Origin of the sequence: Streptomyces sp. V4I8, from assembly GCF_041261225.1 — a bacterium.
In the GTDB taxonomy this organism is placed as follows: Bacteria; Actinomycetota; Actinomycetes; order Streptomycetales; family Streptomycetaceae; genus Streptomyces.
The window spans coordinates 6,478,981-6,492,860 of record NZ_JBGCCN010000001.1 but is presented as its reverse complement, the minus strand read 5'-3'; the positions used below and the strand labels follow the sequence as shown (position 1 = coordinate 6,492,860).

At 70.9% G+C, this 13,880-nt stretch carries 13 protein-coding genes; 8 read left to right on the top strand and 5 right to left on the bottom strand.

What is annotated here, in order from left to right:
* Positions 1-44: 44 nt before the first annotated feature.
* The 3 genes from ABIE67_RS29610 to ABIE67_RS29600 are packed head-to-tail and all read right to left on the bottom strand — an operon-like array spanning position 45 to position 2,397.
* Complete coding sequence (locus ABIE67_RS29610; protein ID WP_370264111.1) at positions 45-455, bottom strand: RidA family protein; 411 nt, start codon at positions 453-455, stop codon at positions 45-47.
* On the bottom strand, positions 452-1,213 hold the full coding sequence (locus tag ABIE67_RS29605) for an IclR family transcriptional regulator (RefSeq protein ID WP_370264105.1): 762 nt from the start codon (positions 1,211-1,213) through the stop codon (positions 452-454). The genes ABIE67_RS29610 and ABIE67_RS29605 overlap by 4 nt, the downstream gene beginning before the upstream one ends.
* Positions 1,210-2,397, bottom strand: coding sequence for a sugar kinase (locus tag ABIE67_RS29600; protein ID WP_370269077.1), 1,188 nt, complete (start codon positions 2,395-2,397; stop codon positions 1,210-1,212). Before ABIE67_RS29600 ends, ABIE67_RS29605 begins: the two co-directional genes overlap by 4 nt.
* 201 nt (positions 2,398-2,598) lie before the next feature.
* Between ABIE67_RS29600 and ABIE67_RS29595 the strand changes: the two genes are divergently transcribed.
* On the top strand, positions 2,599-3,882 hold the full coding sequence (locus ABIE67_RS29595) for an amino acid deaminase (RefSeq protein WP_370264099.1): 1,284 nt from the start codon (positions 2,599-2,601) through the stop codon (positions 3,880-3,882).
* A gap of 28 nt (positions 3,883-3,910) precedes the next feature.
* A complete protein-coding gene (locus ABIE67_RS29590) occupies positions 3,911-5,533 on the top strand; it encodes an amidohydrolase family protein (protein WP_370264092.1) in 1,623 nt (540 codons plus the stop codon).
* Between the two features lie 4 nt (positions 5,534-5,537).
* On the opposite strand, the gene ABIE67_RS29585 is transcribed toward ABIE67_RS29590, so the two are convergent.
* Both ABIE67_RS29585 and ABIE67_RS29580 read right to left on the bottom strand, forming a co-directional pair.
* A complete protein-coding gene (locus tag ABIE67_RS29585) occupies positions 5,538-6,470 on the bottom strand; it encodes a serine protease (protein WP_370264088.1) in 933 nt (310 codons plus the stop codon).
* Positions 6,471-6,695: 225 nt separating this feature from the next.
* A complete protein-coding gene (locus ABIE67_RS29580) occupies positions 6,696-7,454 on the bottom strand; it encodes a hypothetical protein (RefSeq protein ID WP_370264084.1) in 759 nt (252 codons plus the stop codon).
* Positions 7,455-7,580: 126 nt separating this feature from the next.
* Between ABIE67_RS29580 and ABIE67_RS29575 the strand changes: the two genes are divergently transcribed.
* The 6 genes from ABIE67_RS29575 to ABIE67_RS29550 all read left to right on the top strand — a co-directional run bounded on the left by ABIE67_RS29575 (position 7,581) and on the right by ABIE67_RS29550 (position 13,873).
* On the top strand, positions 7,581-8,792 hold the full coding sequence (locus ABIE67_RS29575) for a pyridoxal phosphate-dependent aminotransferase (protein WP_370264080.1): 1,212 nt from the start codon (positions 7,581-7,583) through the stop codon (positions 8,790-8,792).
* 103 nt (positions 8,793-8,895) lie between these two features.
* Positions 8,896-9,318, top strand: coding sequence for a hypothetical protein (locus tag ABIE67_RS29570; protein ID WP_370264075.1), 423 nt, complete (start codon positions 8,896-8,898; stop codon positions 9,316-9,318).
* A gap of 79 nt (positions 9,319-9,397) precedes the next feature.
* Complete coding sequence (locus tag ABIE67_RS29565; RefSeq protein WP_370264069.1) at positions 9,398-9,982, top strand: Uma2 family endonuclease; 585 nt, start codon at positions 9,398-9,400, stop codon at positions 9,980-9,982.
* Between the two features lie 97 nt (positions 9,983-10,079).
* Positions 10,080-11,144 carry a substrate-binding domain-containing protein gene (locus ABIE67_RS29560; RefSeq protein ID WP_370264062.1) on the top strand — a complete coding sequence of 355 codons (1,065 nt, stop codon included), beginning with the start codon at positions 10,080-10,082 and terminating at the stop codon, positions 11,142-11,144.
* 15 nt (positions 11,145-11,159) lie between these two features.
* Positions 11,160-12,329 (top strand): toxic anion resistance protein, encoded by a 1,170-nt coding sequence (locus ABIE67_RS29555; protein WP_370264057.1) that lies wholly within the window; start codon positions 11,160-11,162, stop codon positions 12,327-12,329.
* Positions 12,326-13,873 carry a substrate-binding domain-containing protein gene (locus tag ABIE67_RS29550; protein ID WP_370264053.1) on the top strand — a complete coding sequence of 516 codons (1,548 nt, stop codon included), beginning with the start codon at positions 12,326-12,328 and terminating at the stop codon, positions 13,871-13,873. Before ABIE67_RS29555 ends, ABIE67_RS29550 begins: the two co-directional genes overlap by 4 nt.
* The last annotated feature ends 7 nt before the right edge of the window (positions 13,874-13,880 follow it).

Below are 13,880 nucleotides of genomic sequence, written 5' to 3'. Positions count from 1 at the left end.
ACGGACACCATGCCGTGTACGGCGTGCGGGAGTTGAAGGGGCGGTCAGCCGAGTACGGCCAGCGCGTCGATCTCGATGAGGAGCCCCGCCGGCAGGCCGACGTACACCGTCGTGCGCGCGGCGGGCGGCTGGGTCAGCCCCTGCTCCTCGAAGTAGGTGTTGTAGATGTCGTTCATCTCGGCGAAGTGGTCGACGTCCGTCAGATAGACGCGGATCATCATGACGTCGTCCCAGGAGGCGCCGCCCTCCTCGAGGATCGCCCTGACGTTGGCGAGGGTCTGGAGGGTCTGCTCCCGCAGGGTGGGACCGGCGGGCGTCGGGGGCTGCCCCTCGACCGCGGGGAGGAAGCCGACCTGCCCCGCGACCTGGAGGATGTTCCCCTTCTTCACACCGTGGGAGAACTTCGCCGGAGGCGTGGTGTGGGTCTTCGGGGTGAGCGCGGTCTTCTCGGTCATACGGTGCCTTTCGCTGAGGTTCTGCCGGAGTACTCGCCGCTGATGTCGTCCGCCGTACGGCGCACCAGCGGGAGCAGGGTGAGGAGTTCGTCGGCGGTGACGACGACGTTCGGCGCGGAGACCGACATCGCGGCGACGACCCGGCCGTCGGCACCGCGGACCGGCGCGGCGACGCAGTTGATGGACTCCTCGTGGCCACCGAGGTCGGTGGCCCAGCCCTGTTCGCGCACCTTGGCCAGTTCCCTGAGGAAGGCCTCCGGATTCGGCGTCGAACGGGCCGTGTACAGGGGGTAGTCGAGCTTCTCCGCGAGGGGGCGGCGCTCGTGCTCGGGCAGATCGGCGAGGAGGAGCTTCGCGACGGCGGCGACGGTGATGGCCACCGGCTTCCCGATCCGGGAGTACATCCGCACCGGGTACCGGCTCTCCACCTTGTCGATGTACAGCACCTCGTCCTCCTCGTACACGGCGAGGTGGACGGTGTGCCCGCACTGCTCGTTGAGGCGTACGAGGTGGGGGTGGGCGATCTCGCGGATGTCGAGGTTCTCCATCGCCTCCTGCGCGAGGGCGATGAGGCGGGCGCCGAGGCGGTAGCGCTGGTCGGACTGGCGGTAGACGAGGCCGTGCTCGTGCAGGGTGCGCAGCAGGCGCAGGGCCGTGGACTTGTGGACGCCGAGGCGGTCGGCGACCTGGCCCAGGTCGGCGGGGCCCTCGGCGAGCAGCGGCAGGATGCTGAGCGCGCGGTCGACGGTCTGACTCATGGCGTACGTACCTCCTCGTCGGCCCGCTTAGCGGCTTGCGTCCAGCCGGGGCCGAGTCGAAGTTTCTCCCACGCGGCGTCGTCGAGGGCGACCAGGCGGTCGGCGGTGTCACGGGTGGGGGGTGCGGCGAGGTCGCCGGGGGCGGTGAGGGTGGCGGCGGCCCAGAGGTGCCCGTGCCGGAGGCGTTCTCGTATGGGCAGTCCGCGGAGGGTGGCGGAGACGAATCCGGCGGCGAAGGCGTCGCCGGCGCCGGTCGCCGCGATGACGTCCACGTCGAGGGCTGGTACGAAGGTGGCCGGCGTTGCTGCTGGGCGGGGGTGGGTCGCGCGGCCCGGCGCTTGCGGGGCGCCGCCCTTCTCTGGGTCGGGAGCCGCCTCAGCGGCACGACTGCCCGCAGGCTGGGTGGCGTCTTGCAACGCCGGGCCGTCGGCCGACCTAAGGGGCGCGGGGCTGTCACATGTGCGGCTCCGCCGCGTGGGCGCGACCAGCCCACGACTACCCGCGGCGGACACGAATGCTGTAGCCCCGGCCCCTCCCTGCTTCACCACCAACACCCGCGGCTCCGGCAGCGCGGCACGCACCGCCTCCGGTCCCCCCGTAACGCCCCACGCCTCCTCCGCCTCGTCCTCCCCCACGAACACGACATCGGCACCACGCGCCAGCTCCAGCAGCACCCGCGGCCCGTCGGCGTCACTCCACAGTCCCGGTCGGTGATTCACGTCGAACGAGACCAGCGGGCGCCCCTCACGCGGAGCCGTCAGCTCACGCATCAACCCCAGGCACCCCTCCGACAACGCCGCGGTGATCCCCGAAAGATGCAGCACCCGCCCCGAACGCACCGCGCCCAGGTCCACGTTCTCCGCGGACATCGCCGACGCCGCCGAACCGGCGCGGTAGTACGCCACCTCGTGCGCAGCCGTCGCCCGGTCCCCCGCCGTGCGGAAGTAGACGCCCGTCGGGCGCACCGGATCCCGGCGGACGGCCGAGACATCGACGCCGTACGCCGCGATCGTCTCCACCAAGTGGTCACCGAACCCGTCGGCCCCCACCCGGCTCACCCACCGCGCGGAGTGCCCCGCGGCGGCGAGCCCACACGCGAGGTTCGACTCCGCGCCCCCGATCGCCCGCTCGAACGACGGCACGTCGGCGAGGCGCCCCGGCCGTGAGGGCAGGAACGTGACCATGGACTCGCCGAGCGCGACGACGTCCACGACGTCGGGGGCATTGCAGGGTCCGGTGAGGGTCACGATCGTCGTAGCTCCAGGCCTGGTGCGGGTTGGTCGGCGGCTCCGTTGACCCGCGGTTGGCCGAGATGTTAGACAGCGGTAAGCGATATACGCAATGAGCGTTGCAGAATCTGCAACGAACTCGATCAGGGAGGCTCCATGACAGCCGACAGCCCCACGGATGCCCTCGCCCGCCTCGGAGAGGAACGCGTCGACCACCGCTTCAAGGGCCTCCCCCCGGACGCCGACGGCCTGACCGTCGCCGAGCTGACCGCCCAGCGCCGCAACCTCTTCACCGACGGCTTCGCCACCCCCGTGCTCGCCCTCTCCGCCGAGCGCCTGGAGCACAACCTCGACCTGATGGAGACGTACGCCGCCCGCCACGGCCTCGCCTTCGCACCGCACGGCAAGACCTCCATGGCGCCCCAGCTGTTCCAGCGGCAGATCGAGCACGGCGCCTGGGGCATCACACTCGCGGTGCCGCACCAGGTCCGGGTGGCACGGGCGTACGGTGTCCAGCGGGTCTTCCTCGCCAACGAGCTGGTGGACGCGGCCGCACTGCGCTGGATCGCGGCCGAACTCACCGCCGACGACGACTTCCGCCTCATCTCCTACGTCGACTCCGTGCGCGGCGTGCAACTGATGGACGCGGCGCTGCGCGACGCCGGGGCCACCCGCCCGGTGGACGTCGTGGTCGAGCCGGCGGCCGGTGAGGGTGCCCGTACCGGTGTCCGTACGGAGGAGGAGTGCGCGGCGGTCGCGGACGCGGTGGCGGCCGTGTCGACGCTGCGGCTGGTCGGTGTCGCGGGGTACGAGGGCGAGGTCCCGCAGGCGGACCCCGAGCGGGTGCACGCGTGGCTGCGCCGGCTGGTCGCGCTGGCCGCCGAGTTCGACAAGGCGGGGCGCTTCGCGGGGCTGGAGGAGATCGTGGTCAGCGCGGGCGGCAGCGCGTGGTTCGACGCGGTGGCGGACGTGTTCGCCGAGATCCCCGAACTCTCCCTCCCCGTCCTGAAGTTGCTGCGCTCGGGCGCGTACGTCTCGCACGACGACGGCCACTACCGCAAGCTGACCCCCTTCAACCGGGTCCCGCGGGAGGGCGCCCTCGAACCCGCCTTCCGCCTCTGGGCCCAGGTCGTCTCCCGCCCCTCCCCCGACCAGGCCTTCGTCAACGCGGGCAAGCGCGACGCGGCGTACGACCTCGACCTGCCCTTCGCCCAGGTGGTCCGCCGCGACGGCGCCGAGCGCCCGGCCACCGGCATCTCGGTGACCGGGCTGTCCGACCAGCACGCGTGGCTGCGGACGACCGAGGAGGCGGACCTGGAGGTCGGGGACTGGCTCGGCATGGGGCTGTCGCACCCGTGCACGTCGTTCGACAAGTGGCAGCTGATCCCGGTCGCCCAGGCGGACGGGACGGTCGTCGACTACATCCGCACGTTCTTCTAGGACACAGGGGAGAGGGGAGGCATCGGCCATGGATGAGCTGGTGATCCGGGACGCGGACGTCGTGGACGGCGGCGGCGGCCCGTCGTACCGCGCCGATGTGGTGGTGGACGGCGGCCGGATCGTGTCGATCGTCCAGGAGGCGGCCGCGGCGGGCTGTCAACGCCCCGCGGCGCGCCGGGAGCTGGACGCGGAGGGCCTCGTCCTCTCCCCCGGCTTCATCGACATGCACGCCCACAGCGATCTGGAGCTGCTGCGCGACCCCGACCACAGCGCGAAGGCCGCGCAGGGGGTCACGCTCGAAGTCATCGGCCAGGACGGGTTGTCGTACGCCCCCGTCGACGACCGCACCCTCGCCGAGGTGCGCCGCGCGATCACCGGCTGGAACGGCTCCGGCGACGACATCGACTTCGACTGGCGGACGGTGGGCGAGTACCTGGACCGCCTCGACTCCGGCTTCGACGGCCGGGGCATCGCGGTCAACGCGGCCTACCTGATCCCGCAGGGCACGGTCCGCGCGCTCGCCGTCGGCTGGGAGGACCGCGAGGCGACGCCGGACGAGCTGGACCGGATGCGGCAGCTGGTCGCGGAGGGCCTGGAACAGGGCGCGGTCGGCATGTCGTCCGGGCTGACGTACACGCCCGGCATGTACGCCAAGGACGCGGAACTGACGGAGCTGTGCCGGGTGGTGGCGTCGTACGGCGGCTACTACTGCCCGCACCACCGCTCGTACGGGGCCGGGGCCCTGGAGGCGTACGAGGAGATGGTGGCCCTGACGAGGGAGGCGGGCTGCTCCCTCCACCTGGCCCACGCCACGATGAACTTCGGCGTGAACAGGGGCAGGGCGCCGGAGCTCCTGTCACTCCTGGACAAGGCACTGGAGTCCGGGGCCGACATCACCCTCGACACCTACCCCTACACGCCCGGCTGCACGACGCTCGTCGCCCTGCTGCCGAGCTGGGCGAGCGAGGGCGGCCCCGAGGCGATCCTGGCCCGTCTGTCGGACGACGACACCGCCGAACGCATCCGCCACCACATGGAGGTCATCGGCGCGGACGGCTGCCACGGCGTGCCCATCGAGTGGGACACGATCGAGATCTCGGGCGTGAGCGACCCGGCGCTGGGTGACTTCGTCGGCCGTACGATCCAGCAGTCGGCGGGCGCCCGGGGCGAGGCCCCCTGGCCGACCGCTCGCCGTCTCCTCCTCGACGACCGGCTGGGCTCGACGATCCTCCAGCACGTCGGCCATGAGGAGAACGTGCGGACGATCATGCGGCACCGCGTCCACACGGGCGGTTCGGACGGCATCCTGCGCGGCACGAAGCCGCATCCGCGGGCGTACGGCACGTTCCCGCAGTATCTCGGCCGCTATGTGCGGGAGTTGGGGGTGCTGTCGCTGGAGGAGTGCGTGGCCCATCTGACCGGGCGCCCGGCGGCGCGGCTGCGGCTGCCGGACCGGGGGCTGGTCCGTGAGGGGTACCGGGCGGACCTGGTGCTGTTCGACCCGGCGACGGTAGCGGCGGGCTCCACGTTCGAGGAGCCGCGCACGCTACCGACGGGCATCCCGCACGTCCTGGTCGACGGCCGTTTCGTGATCGAGGACGGCCGCCGCACGGACGTGCTGGCGGGACGGGCGATCCGTAGAAGCGCCTAGCCGGTCACGGCTTGGGCAGGACGCATCCGCTCGCGCTCAGGTCGAGCTTGTTGTCGACGCCGAAGCAGGCGGGGATCTGGTAGATCTCCTGGGCGTAGTTGATGCCCTGGTGGACGGTGACGTTGCCGCTCTCGTCCACCTCGCACGGGTTGTTGACCGTGCAGCGCCCGCCGTCCTCGTTGCCGGTGTTGTTGACGGCGACGACCTGGTTGGTGGCCTGGTCGATGACCGGGGAGCCGGACGTGCCGCCGATGGTGTTGCAGGCGGAGGTGTAGCGGACCGAGTCCTTGAAGGTCCAGTCACCCTCCTTGAGGCGGTACGCGAACCCGTCGATGTTGCAGTTGTACAGCCGCTTCCAGTAGCCGGAGGCGACGGTGATGGCGGTGCCCTTGACCGGGTGGGTGTCGGCCACGGTGAGCGGGTTGATGCTGTACGAGCTCTTGATCTGCGCGTACGTGGTGGTGAGTTGGTAGAAGGCGACGTCCGTGTCGGTCATCGTCCCGTAGGCGATCTTGCTGGCCCGCAGCGTGCCGACCCGGCTGCCCGAGGCGTTGAGCAGGCTGAAGGTACGGCTGGAGGCCCGGTCGACCACGACCTGACCGGGGGCCGGCATACCGGTCTCCAGACAGTGGCCGTTGGTCATCACCAGCGCCGGGTCGTTGTCCTCCGAGTCCGGGAAACGGACGACGGAGCCGGAGCAGTTGCTGAGCGCGACGGTGCCCGCGAAGTTGACGGCCTTGACCTTCGGGCCGTTCAGGACCTGGTCGAGGGTGTCCGCGGTGGAGGCGACGGTGTCGTTCACCACCGACGTGACCGAGCCCGTGTCGACGCTCTTGCCGAAGGAAGCGGCAGCTTCCACGGGAGCCGCGACCGCGGGCGCGGCGCCGGCCCCGGCTATCGCCAGGGCGAGGAGGGCGGCGCCGAGAGGTTTTCTCATGTGGGGGTCCCCTCATACGGAGAGGGGTGGCCGAAGAACTTCCGGCCACCCGCGCTTTTGTCATGCGCATTGTCACGCACGAGGGGGGTGCGGACAAGGAGTTACTGACTGGTGAATAAAGACCGTAGGGGTTTCCCTATCACGGCGACCGGAGGGTCTTGGACCGACGGCGCAGGACGTTCACGAGAGGGCGATGAGATCACCACACCGGGCACGGTCGTCCCGCTACTTGGGGCCCTTCGTGTTCCCCGGCCCACGCCCTGGCTTGTCGTCACGCCCGCCGCCCGGTGCCGTCGTGCTCGCCGTGGCGGTCGGGGTCGAAGGGGCCGCGCTCGTGGTGGACGGGGTCGGCGAGGGGCTGTCGGCCTTGCCGTCCTCGGCGGTGGCGGTGGCGGTGGCGGACGCGGAGGCGGACACGCTCGGCGAGGCGTCCGGGGCCTGAGTGCGCGACGACCCGCTGCCGTCGGACGAGTCGGGCGTGGCCGGGTTGCCGTCCGTGGGGTCGGTCGGGTCCGCCGAGTCCCGCACCGTCGGGCCCGTACGGTCGTGCTTGCCACGCGAGTCGCCCTCCGGTGACGAGCCGGAGAACGAGAACCCGGCGATCAGCGCAGCCGCCGACACCACCCCCGCCGCTCCGACCACGACCACCGCGCGCCCCGGGCCCCAGGACCGCCTCTTCCGGCGCACGCCTCGGCCCGCACCACCCGCCCGACGGCCATGCCGCGCACCCGCACCGGCACCGGAACCGGCACCGGCACCCGTGCTCGTGCTCGCACTCTCGCCGGAGCCGCCGGCCGCCCCCTCGGCCGTCCCGACCTCGCCCACCCGGGGCAGCTCCGCCGTCTCGTCGTACGCGTTCTGCCAGCCGTGCGCGGCCGCCGGGTCCGCGTACGCCTCGTAGGCCGGGGACGCCGACGCCTGCGGGTGGTACACGTTCGGCTGCCTCTGGGGCGTCCCGTTTGCGCGCTCCGGTGGCCTGGACATGGCCGCGAATTGTAGAGACGGGAGCGGCCACGGGACAGCTACCGGCGATAACAGGTCAAAGCCCCCGCGTCTCACGTGGCGGAAAACACCGACCAAGGGGCTTTACCGGGCCGTAAGCTCCTTGACATGCAGGTGATCCAGTCGACCAAGCTCGCCAACGTCTGTTACGAGATCCGGGGCCCGGTGCTCGAGGAGGCGATGCGGCTCGAGTCGGCGGGGCATCGGATCCTCAAGCTGAACACCGGGAACCCGGCCGCGTTCGGCTTCGAGTGTCCGCCCGAGATTCTGGAGGACGTCCTCCGCAACGTGTCGTCGGCCCATGGGTACGGCGACGCGAAGGGCCTGCTGGCCGCGCGCCGGGCCGTCGTCATGCACAACCAGACCCTCGGCATCGAGACCGACGTCGAGCACGTCTTCATCGGCAACGGCGTCTCCGAGCTGATCGTCATGGCGATGCAGGGACTGCTCGACGACGGGGACGAGGTGCTGGTGCCGGCGCCCGACTATCCCCTGTGGACCGCCGCCGTGTCCCTCTCCGGCGGCACCGCCGTCCACTACCGGTGCGACGAGCAGTCCGACTGGATGCCCGACCTCGCCGACGTCGAGCGCAAGGTCACCGACCGCACCAAGGCCATCGTCATCATCAACCCCAACAACCCGACGGGGGCCGTGTACGACGAGGCCATGCTCCGGGGGCTGACGGACATCGCCCGCCGGCACAACCTCCTCGTCTGCTCCGACGAGATCTACGACAAGATCCTCTACGACGGCGCCACGCACACCCCGACCGCCGCCGTCGCCCCCGACCTGCTCACCCTGACCTTCAACGGCATGTCGAAGGCCTACCGGGTCGCCGGGTACCGGGTCGGCTGGATGTCGATCTCGGGCCCCCGCGCCCACGCCGACTCCTACATCGAGGGCCTCACCATCCTCGCGAACATGCGGCTGTGCGCGAACATGCCCGGTCAGCACGGGGTCGTCGCCGCCCTCAGCGGACGGCAGTCCATCAATGACCTGGTCCTGCCCGGCGGGCGGCTGAAGGAGCAGATGGATGTCGCGTACGAGCTTCTGACCCAGATCCCGGGCGTGAGCTGTGTACGGCCGAAGGGGGCGCTGTATCTCTTCCCGCGCCTCGACCCGAAGGTCTTCAAGATCAAGGACGACCGGCGGATGGTCCTGGACCTGCTGCGGAGCGAGAAGATCATGGTCGTCCAGGGCAGTGGCTTCAACTGGCCGGAGTCGGATCACTTCCGCGTGGTCACCCTGCCGACGGTCACGGACCTGCGGGACGCGGTGAGCCGGATCGGACGGTTCCTCGACGGGTACAGCCAGCCCTGACGCTCACGCTGCGTGCAACAGGCAGTCCTGTCTTGTGAACGGCTCAACTTTAGACGAAATCTAAGCTAGGATGGTTTCCTGTCAGCGCACAGGAGGCCATCCCATGTACGAACCGATCCGAACCAAGTCGGTCCACAGCACGATGGCCGGCAACACCACCGACTTCCCCCACCGCTCGCGTGAGGAGGAGCTGGACATCCAGCTCGCCGGCCACCTCGCCGCGCTGCTCGCCGTCACGGACGAGCTGCGCGCGACGGCACCCTCGCCCGACCTCGACGCGGCCGCCGAGCGGCTCACCGACCAGGTGGCCCGACTGCGGGAAGGACGTCAGCCGGCCCGCGCGGGTGCCTCCGGCGGTCAGGCGAAGCTCGCGGCCCTGCACCGGCGTGCGCACGCCCTCGCCGGGCGGGCGCTGGTCGTCGCCGCGTCGCGGGCCGATACGGCGGCGGCGATCCTGGCCGCTGAGCGCATGGACGCGCACGCTGCCGCGCAGGCCGAGCCGCAGAAGTTGACCGGCGTCGGCTGACACCCCCTGAACGGCCCCGGTCCGCGTGCACCCGCAGCGACGCGCGGACCGGGTGCCACGTCTTCCGTACTCTGATGGCATGGAGTACGCGAAGATGCGCGCGATCGCCGAGGAACTCGGAGCCTACTCCGAGCAGCTCGAAGGGTCCTGGAGCGTCGAGATCGGCCCGTCCGGCCCGATACTGGCCATGAGGTGCCCCTCGAAGCGCCGCGAGGGCACCATTCGCCGCATCTGCAAGCAGTTGGACGCACAGCTCCTCACCACCCACCCGGGTCACGGCTGCGTGCCCGCCCCCGAGATCGAGCACCCCTCCGTCGGCCGCATGCGCCGACCGGACGGCGTGGTCATCCCCGAGGACGCTCTCGACGAGGAGGGCCTCGCCGTCGATGCGACACAGGTACTCGCGGTCATCGAGATCGTCTCCCCGTCGAACCCCAACTACGACTACGGCGAGAAGCTCACCGAGTACGCCGCCATGGGCATCGCCCACTACATGATCGTCGACCCGCGCACCGGCACCATCGAGGTGCACTCGGACCCGTGCAAGGAGCGCTACAGCCACAAGGAGCCGTATAGCTACGGCGACTCGGTGCCGTTCGGCCCCTGGACCGTGGAGACTTCGGCGTTCCGCCGATACGGCAAGATCGGCAACGACATGGACTGACGGCAAGCCGCTCCCGTTGCATACCGGGACCGGTAATACACCCCCCGTTCACCCCCAGCGGCGGGGAACGTTGGATTCCGCGAGCACGCTCCCCTACGTGAGACGAATCGCAGGAATCGTCCTCGCGGTACTGCTGATCGGTGGCGTGGTGGCCGCCGTCGTCGCGGGCCGTAGTGATGGGGACAAGGGCACGGCAACGAAGACCGTGCACGCGGTGATCGGATCGGAGAAGGCGGAGTTCTTCGCCGATCCCGATGTGGTGGAGGCCCTCGCCGCCAAGGGCTACACCGTGAAGGCCGAGACCTCCGGGTCGTGGGCCATGGAGGGGCTGGACCTCAAGGGGTACGACCTGGCGCTGCCGTCGAGCCGGGCGCCGGCCGATGAGCTGGCGGTGAAGTACAAGGTGACGGGGACCCTTCCCCGGCCCTTCTACTCGCCCCTCGTCGTCGTGGCGCACAAGAACGCCGCCGAGGTGCTCGCGGGGAACGGGCTGGCCACGTTGGACGAGGCCCACCGGGGCACGTTGAAGATGGCCGCCTATCTGGAGGCGGCGCGCGCCGACCGGACCTGGCAGCAGCTCAAGGGGGCCGGGAAGTACGGGGAGTTGACGGGCACGCTCTACCTGTCCAGCACCGACCCCGACACGTCGAACTCCGGCGCCCTCTACCTCGCCGCCGCCTCCTGTGTCGCCAACGGCGGCAAGGTCGTCGCCACCGACGCCGAGGTTGACCGCACCGCACCGCTGCTGCACAAGCTGGTCAGTGTGCAGGGCGCCCAGCAGTCCAGCAGTGACGCCGCCTTCCGGGACTTCGTCAGCGGTGCCGGCAATCCGCTGGTCGTGGTCTACGAGTCGCAGGTCGCCTCCCTCCTGACGGACGGACAGCAGCCCGACGACCTGGTCGTCCTCTACCCCGACACCACGGTCAACAGCGACCACACCGTCGTACCGCTCACCGAGGGCGGCAAGGCCGTCGCCGCCCTCCTCTCCCAGGACGAGAAGTTGCGTGAGCTGGAGGTGCGGCACGGGTTCCGGCCGCAGGGCGAGGACGCCGAGTTCGCCTCGGACACCACCTATCTCAAGCAGAGACTGACCGGCGTCCGCCAGGCGCCCGTGCCCACCTCCGAGGTGCTGCACGAACTGGCGCGACGGGCGCGCGGATAAGGGGGGCAACCGCATATGAACAGCAGTGACGACACCTTCGTCCTCACGCCGCCCGAGCCCGTGGCCACCGTGCCGCGGGAGAAGGCCGGCGGGCTCGTCCCCGTCGACGACGCCGTCCGTACCGACATGGCCGAGAAGGCCTCCGCCTACGTCGATGGGCTCGCGGCGCTCGACGCCCGCTCCCCCGAGTTCGCCGGCAAGGTCGGCGAGATCACCGCGCTGGGCGCCGGCGAGATGCGTACCGCCGCCGCCCAGTCCAACCGGATGCTGGAGCGGACCATCAGGAGCCTGCCCGACCGGGGCGGGGACGCCCAGGCGCAGGTCGCGGGCTCGCTCGTCGAGCTGCGGCGGGTGGTGGAGGACCTGGATCCGCGGGATCTGCCCGCCGCCAAGGGTCGTAAGTTCCTGTCCAGGCTCCCCGGCGGCAACAAGCTGCGCGACCACGTCGCCAAGTACGCCTCCGCGCAGGGGACCCTCAACAAGATCGTGGGGTCGCTGCGGGGCGGGCAGGACGAGCTGCGGCGGGACAACGCCGCTCTGCAGACCGAGCGGGTGCGGCTGTGGGAGTCCATGGGCAAGCTCCAGGAGTACGTCGTCCTGACCGAGGCTCTGGACGCCGCCGTGGAGCAGCACATCGCCCGGGTCGTCGACCCCCGGCAGGCGGACTCGCTCCGGGCCGACGTCCTCTTCCCCGTCCGGCAGAAGCACCAGGACCTGCTCACCCAGCTCGCGGTGTGCGCGCAGGGCTACCTCGCCATGGACGTCGTACGACGCAACAACGAGGAGCTGATCAAGGGCGTCGACCGGGCGGCGACCACGACCGTCTCGGCGCTGCGGATCTCGGTGATGCTGGCGTCCGCGCTCGACAACCAGAAGAAGGTCATCGAGCAGGTCAACGCCCTGCGCGGGACGACCGAGGACCTGATCCGGGGCAACGCCGAGATGCTGGCGGGCCAGAGCGGGGAGATCCAGCGCATCGCCGCCGACCCGGCGGTGGGGGCCGAGACGCTCCGCGGCGCCTTCCAGCAGATCTACCGCACGCTCGACGCCATCGACACCTACAAGGTCCGGGCGACCGAGGCGATGGCGACGACGGTGGAGAACCTGACCGCCGAACTGCAGCACGCGAGCGCCTACTTGGAGCGCAGCCGTGCGCAGGGCGCGCTGGAGGGTGGGCTCGGATGAGAGTACGGCTTCTCGCGCCCGCGCTGGCCGCGCTGGCCCTGCTGACGGCCTGCACCTCGCAGAAGGCCGCCGACGACCCGGCCCCGAACGCCCCGCGGCCGGGCACCCTGCGCGTCCTCGCCTCCAGCGAGCTCGGCGACATGACCCCGGTCCTCGACCGGATCGCCGACGACACCGGCATCGAGGTCCGGCCCACCTATATGGGCACCCTCGACGCCGTGGAACTGCTGGCGAAGGGCAAGGCGGACGGGCGGTACGACGCCCTGTGGCTGTCCTCCAACGACTATCTGCGGCTGCGCCCCGACGCGGCGCAGAAGGTCGTCTCGGAGACGCCGGTCATGTCGAGCCCGGTGGCCGTCGGGGTCAGGTCCACGACGTTCGCGAAGCTCGGCTGGAAGCCGGATGACGTCACCTGGACGCAGGTCGAACAGGCCGTGCGGGACGGCCGTCTGACGTACGGCATGACCGACCCCGCCCGCTCCAACTCCGGCTTCGCCACCCTCGTCTCCGTCGCCTCGGCCCTCTCGGGCGCCCAGTCCGCGCTGACCGACGCGGACGTGACCAAGGCGAGCGATCGCCTGAAGGAGTTCTTCAAGGGCCAGAAGCTGACGTCGGGTTCGTCGGGCTGGCTGGCGACGGCGTACCAGCGGCGCGGGAACGTCGACGCGCTGCTCAACTACGAGTCCGTCCTCAAGGGCATCCCGGGCCTGACCGTGATCCGTCCCAAGGACGGCGTCGTCACCGCCGACTACCCGCTGTCCTCCCTCGCCTCGACGAACGCCGCGACCCGCGAGGACGTCCGCCGCCTCGCCGAGGCCCTGCGCACCGAGGACATCCAGCGGCTGATCACCGAGCGCACCCACCGCCGCCCGGTCGTCTCCTCCGTCCCGCCCGCGTCCGGCCTCGACACCGGAAGGCGGCGCGAACTGCCCTTCCCGGGCAGTCGTTCCGTCGCCGACGGCCTGCTCGACTCGTACGAGAACGAGCTGCGCCGCCCCTCCCGGACCGTCTACGTCCTCGACACCTCGGGCTCGATGGAGGGCGACCGCCTGGCCCAGCTGAAGAAGGCGCTCACCGACCTCACCGGCGACTTCCGCGAGCGCGAGGAGGTCACGCTGATGCCGTTCGGGTCGGACGTGAAGAGCGTGCGCACCCATGTCGTGGAGCCGGCCCGCCCGAAGAGCGGGCTCGACGCCATCCGCGAGGACACCGACGCGCTCACCGCAGAGGGCGACACCGCGGTCTACACCTCGCTGGAGAAGGCGTACGAGCAGCTGGGCGCCGGACGGTCCCAGGACACGTTCACCTCGATCGTGCTGATGACGGACGGCGAGAACACCTCCGGCGCCGAGGCGGGTGACTTCGACGCCTTCTACGCCGGGCTCGACCGCGACCGGCGGGAGACGCCCGTCTTCCCCATCCTCTTCGGCGACTCCGACCGGTCCGAGCTGGAGCACATCGCCGAGCTGACCGGCGGCCGCCTCTTCGATGCCCAGGAGGGCTCGCTGGACGGCGCCTTCGAGGAGATCCGTGGCTACCAGTAGGACGGCT

Excerpts from the sequence above, each read along its gene's own strand:
- ABIE67_RS29575 (WP_370264080.1), top strand. The coding sequence starts at position 7,581 with ATGCAGGTGATCCAGTCGACCAAGCTCGCCAACGTCTGTTACGAGATC.
- ABIE67_RS29595 (WP_370264099.1), top strand. The coding sequence starts at position 2,599 with ATGACAGCCGACAGCCCCACGGATGCCCTCGCCCGCCTCGGAGAGGAA.
- ABIE67_RS29570 (WP_370264075.1), top strand. The coding sequence starts at position 8,896 with ATGTACGAACCGATCCGAACCAAGTCGGTCCACAGCACGATGGCCGGC.
- ABIE67_RS29585 (WP_370264088.1), bottom strand. The coding sequence starts at position 6,470 with ATGAGAAAACCTCTCGGCGCCGCCCTCCTCGCCCTGGCGATAGCCGGG.
- ABIE67_RS29600 (WP_370269077.1), bottom strand. The coding sequence starts at position 2,397 with ATGGTCACGTTCCTGCCCTCACGGCCGGGGCGCCTCGCCGACGTGCCG.
- ABIE67_RS29610 (WP_370264111.1), bottom strand. The coding sequence starts at position 455 with ATGACCGAGAAGACCGCGCTCACCCCGAAGACCCACACCACGCCTCCG.
- ABIE67_RS29580 (WP_370264084.1), bottom strand. The coding sequence starts at position 7,454 with ATGTCCAGGCCACCGGAGCGCGCAAACGGGACGCCCCAGAGGCAGCCG.
- ABIE67_RS29565 (WP_370264069.1), top strand. The coding sequence starts at position 9,398 with ATGGAGTACGCGAAGATGCGCGCGATCGCCGAGGAACTCGGAGCCTAC.
- ABIE67_RS29605 (WP_370264105.1), bottom strand. The coding sequence starts at position 1,213 with ATGAGTCAGACCGTCGACCGCGCGCTCAGCATCCTGCCGCTGCTCGCC.
- ABIE67_RS29555 (WP_370264057.1), top strand. The coding sequence starts at position 11,160 with ATGAACAGCAGTGACGACACCTTCGTCCTCACGCCGCCCGAGCCCGTG.
- ABIE67_RS29550 (WP_370264053.1), top strand. The coding sequence starts at position 12,326 with ATGAGAGTACGGCTTCTCGCGCCCGCGCTGGCCGCGCTGGCCCTGCTG.
- ABIE67_RS29590 (WP_370264092.1), top strand. The coding sequence starts at position 3,911 with ATGGATGAGCTGGTGATCCGGGACGCGGACGTCGTGGACGGCGGCGGC.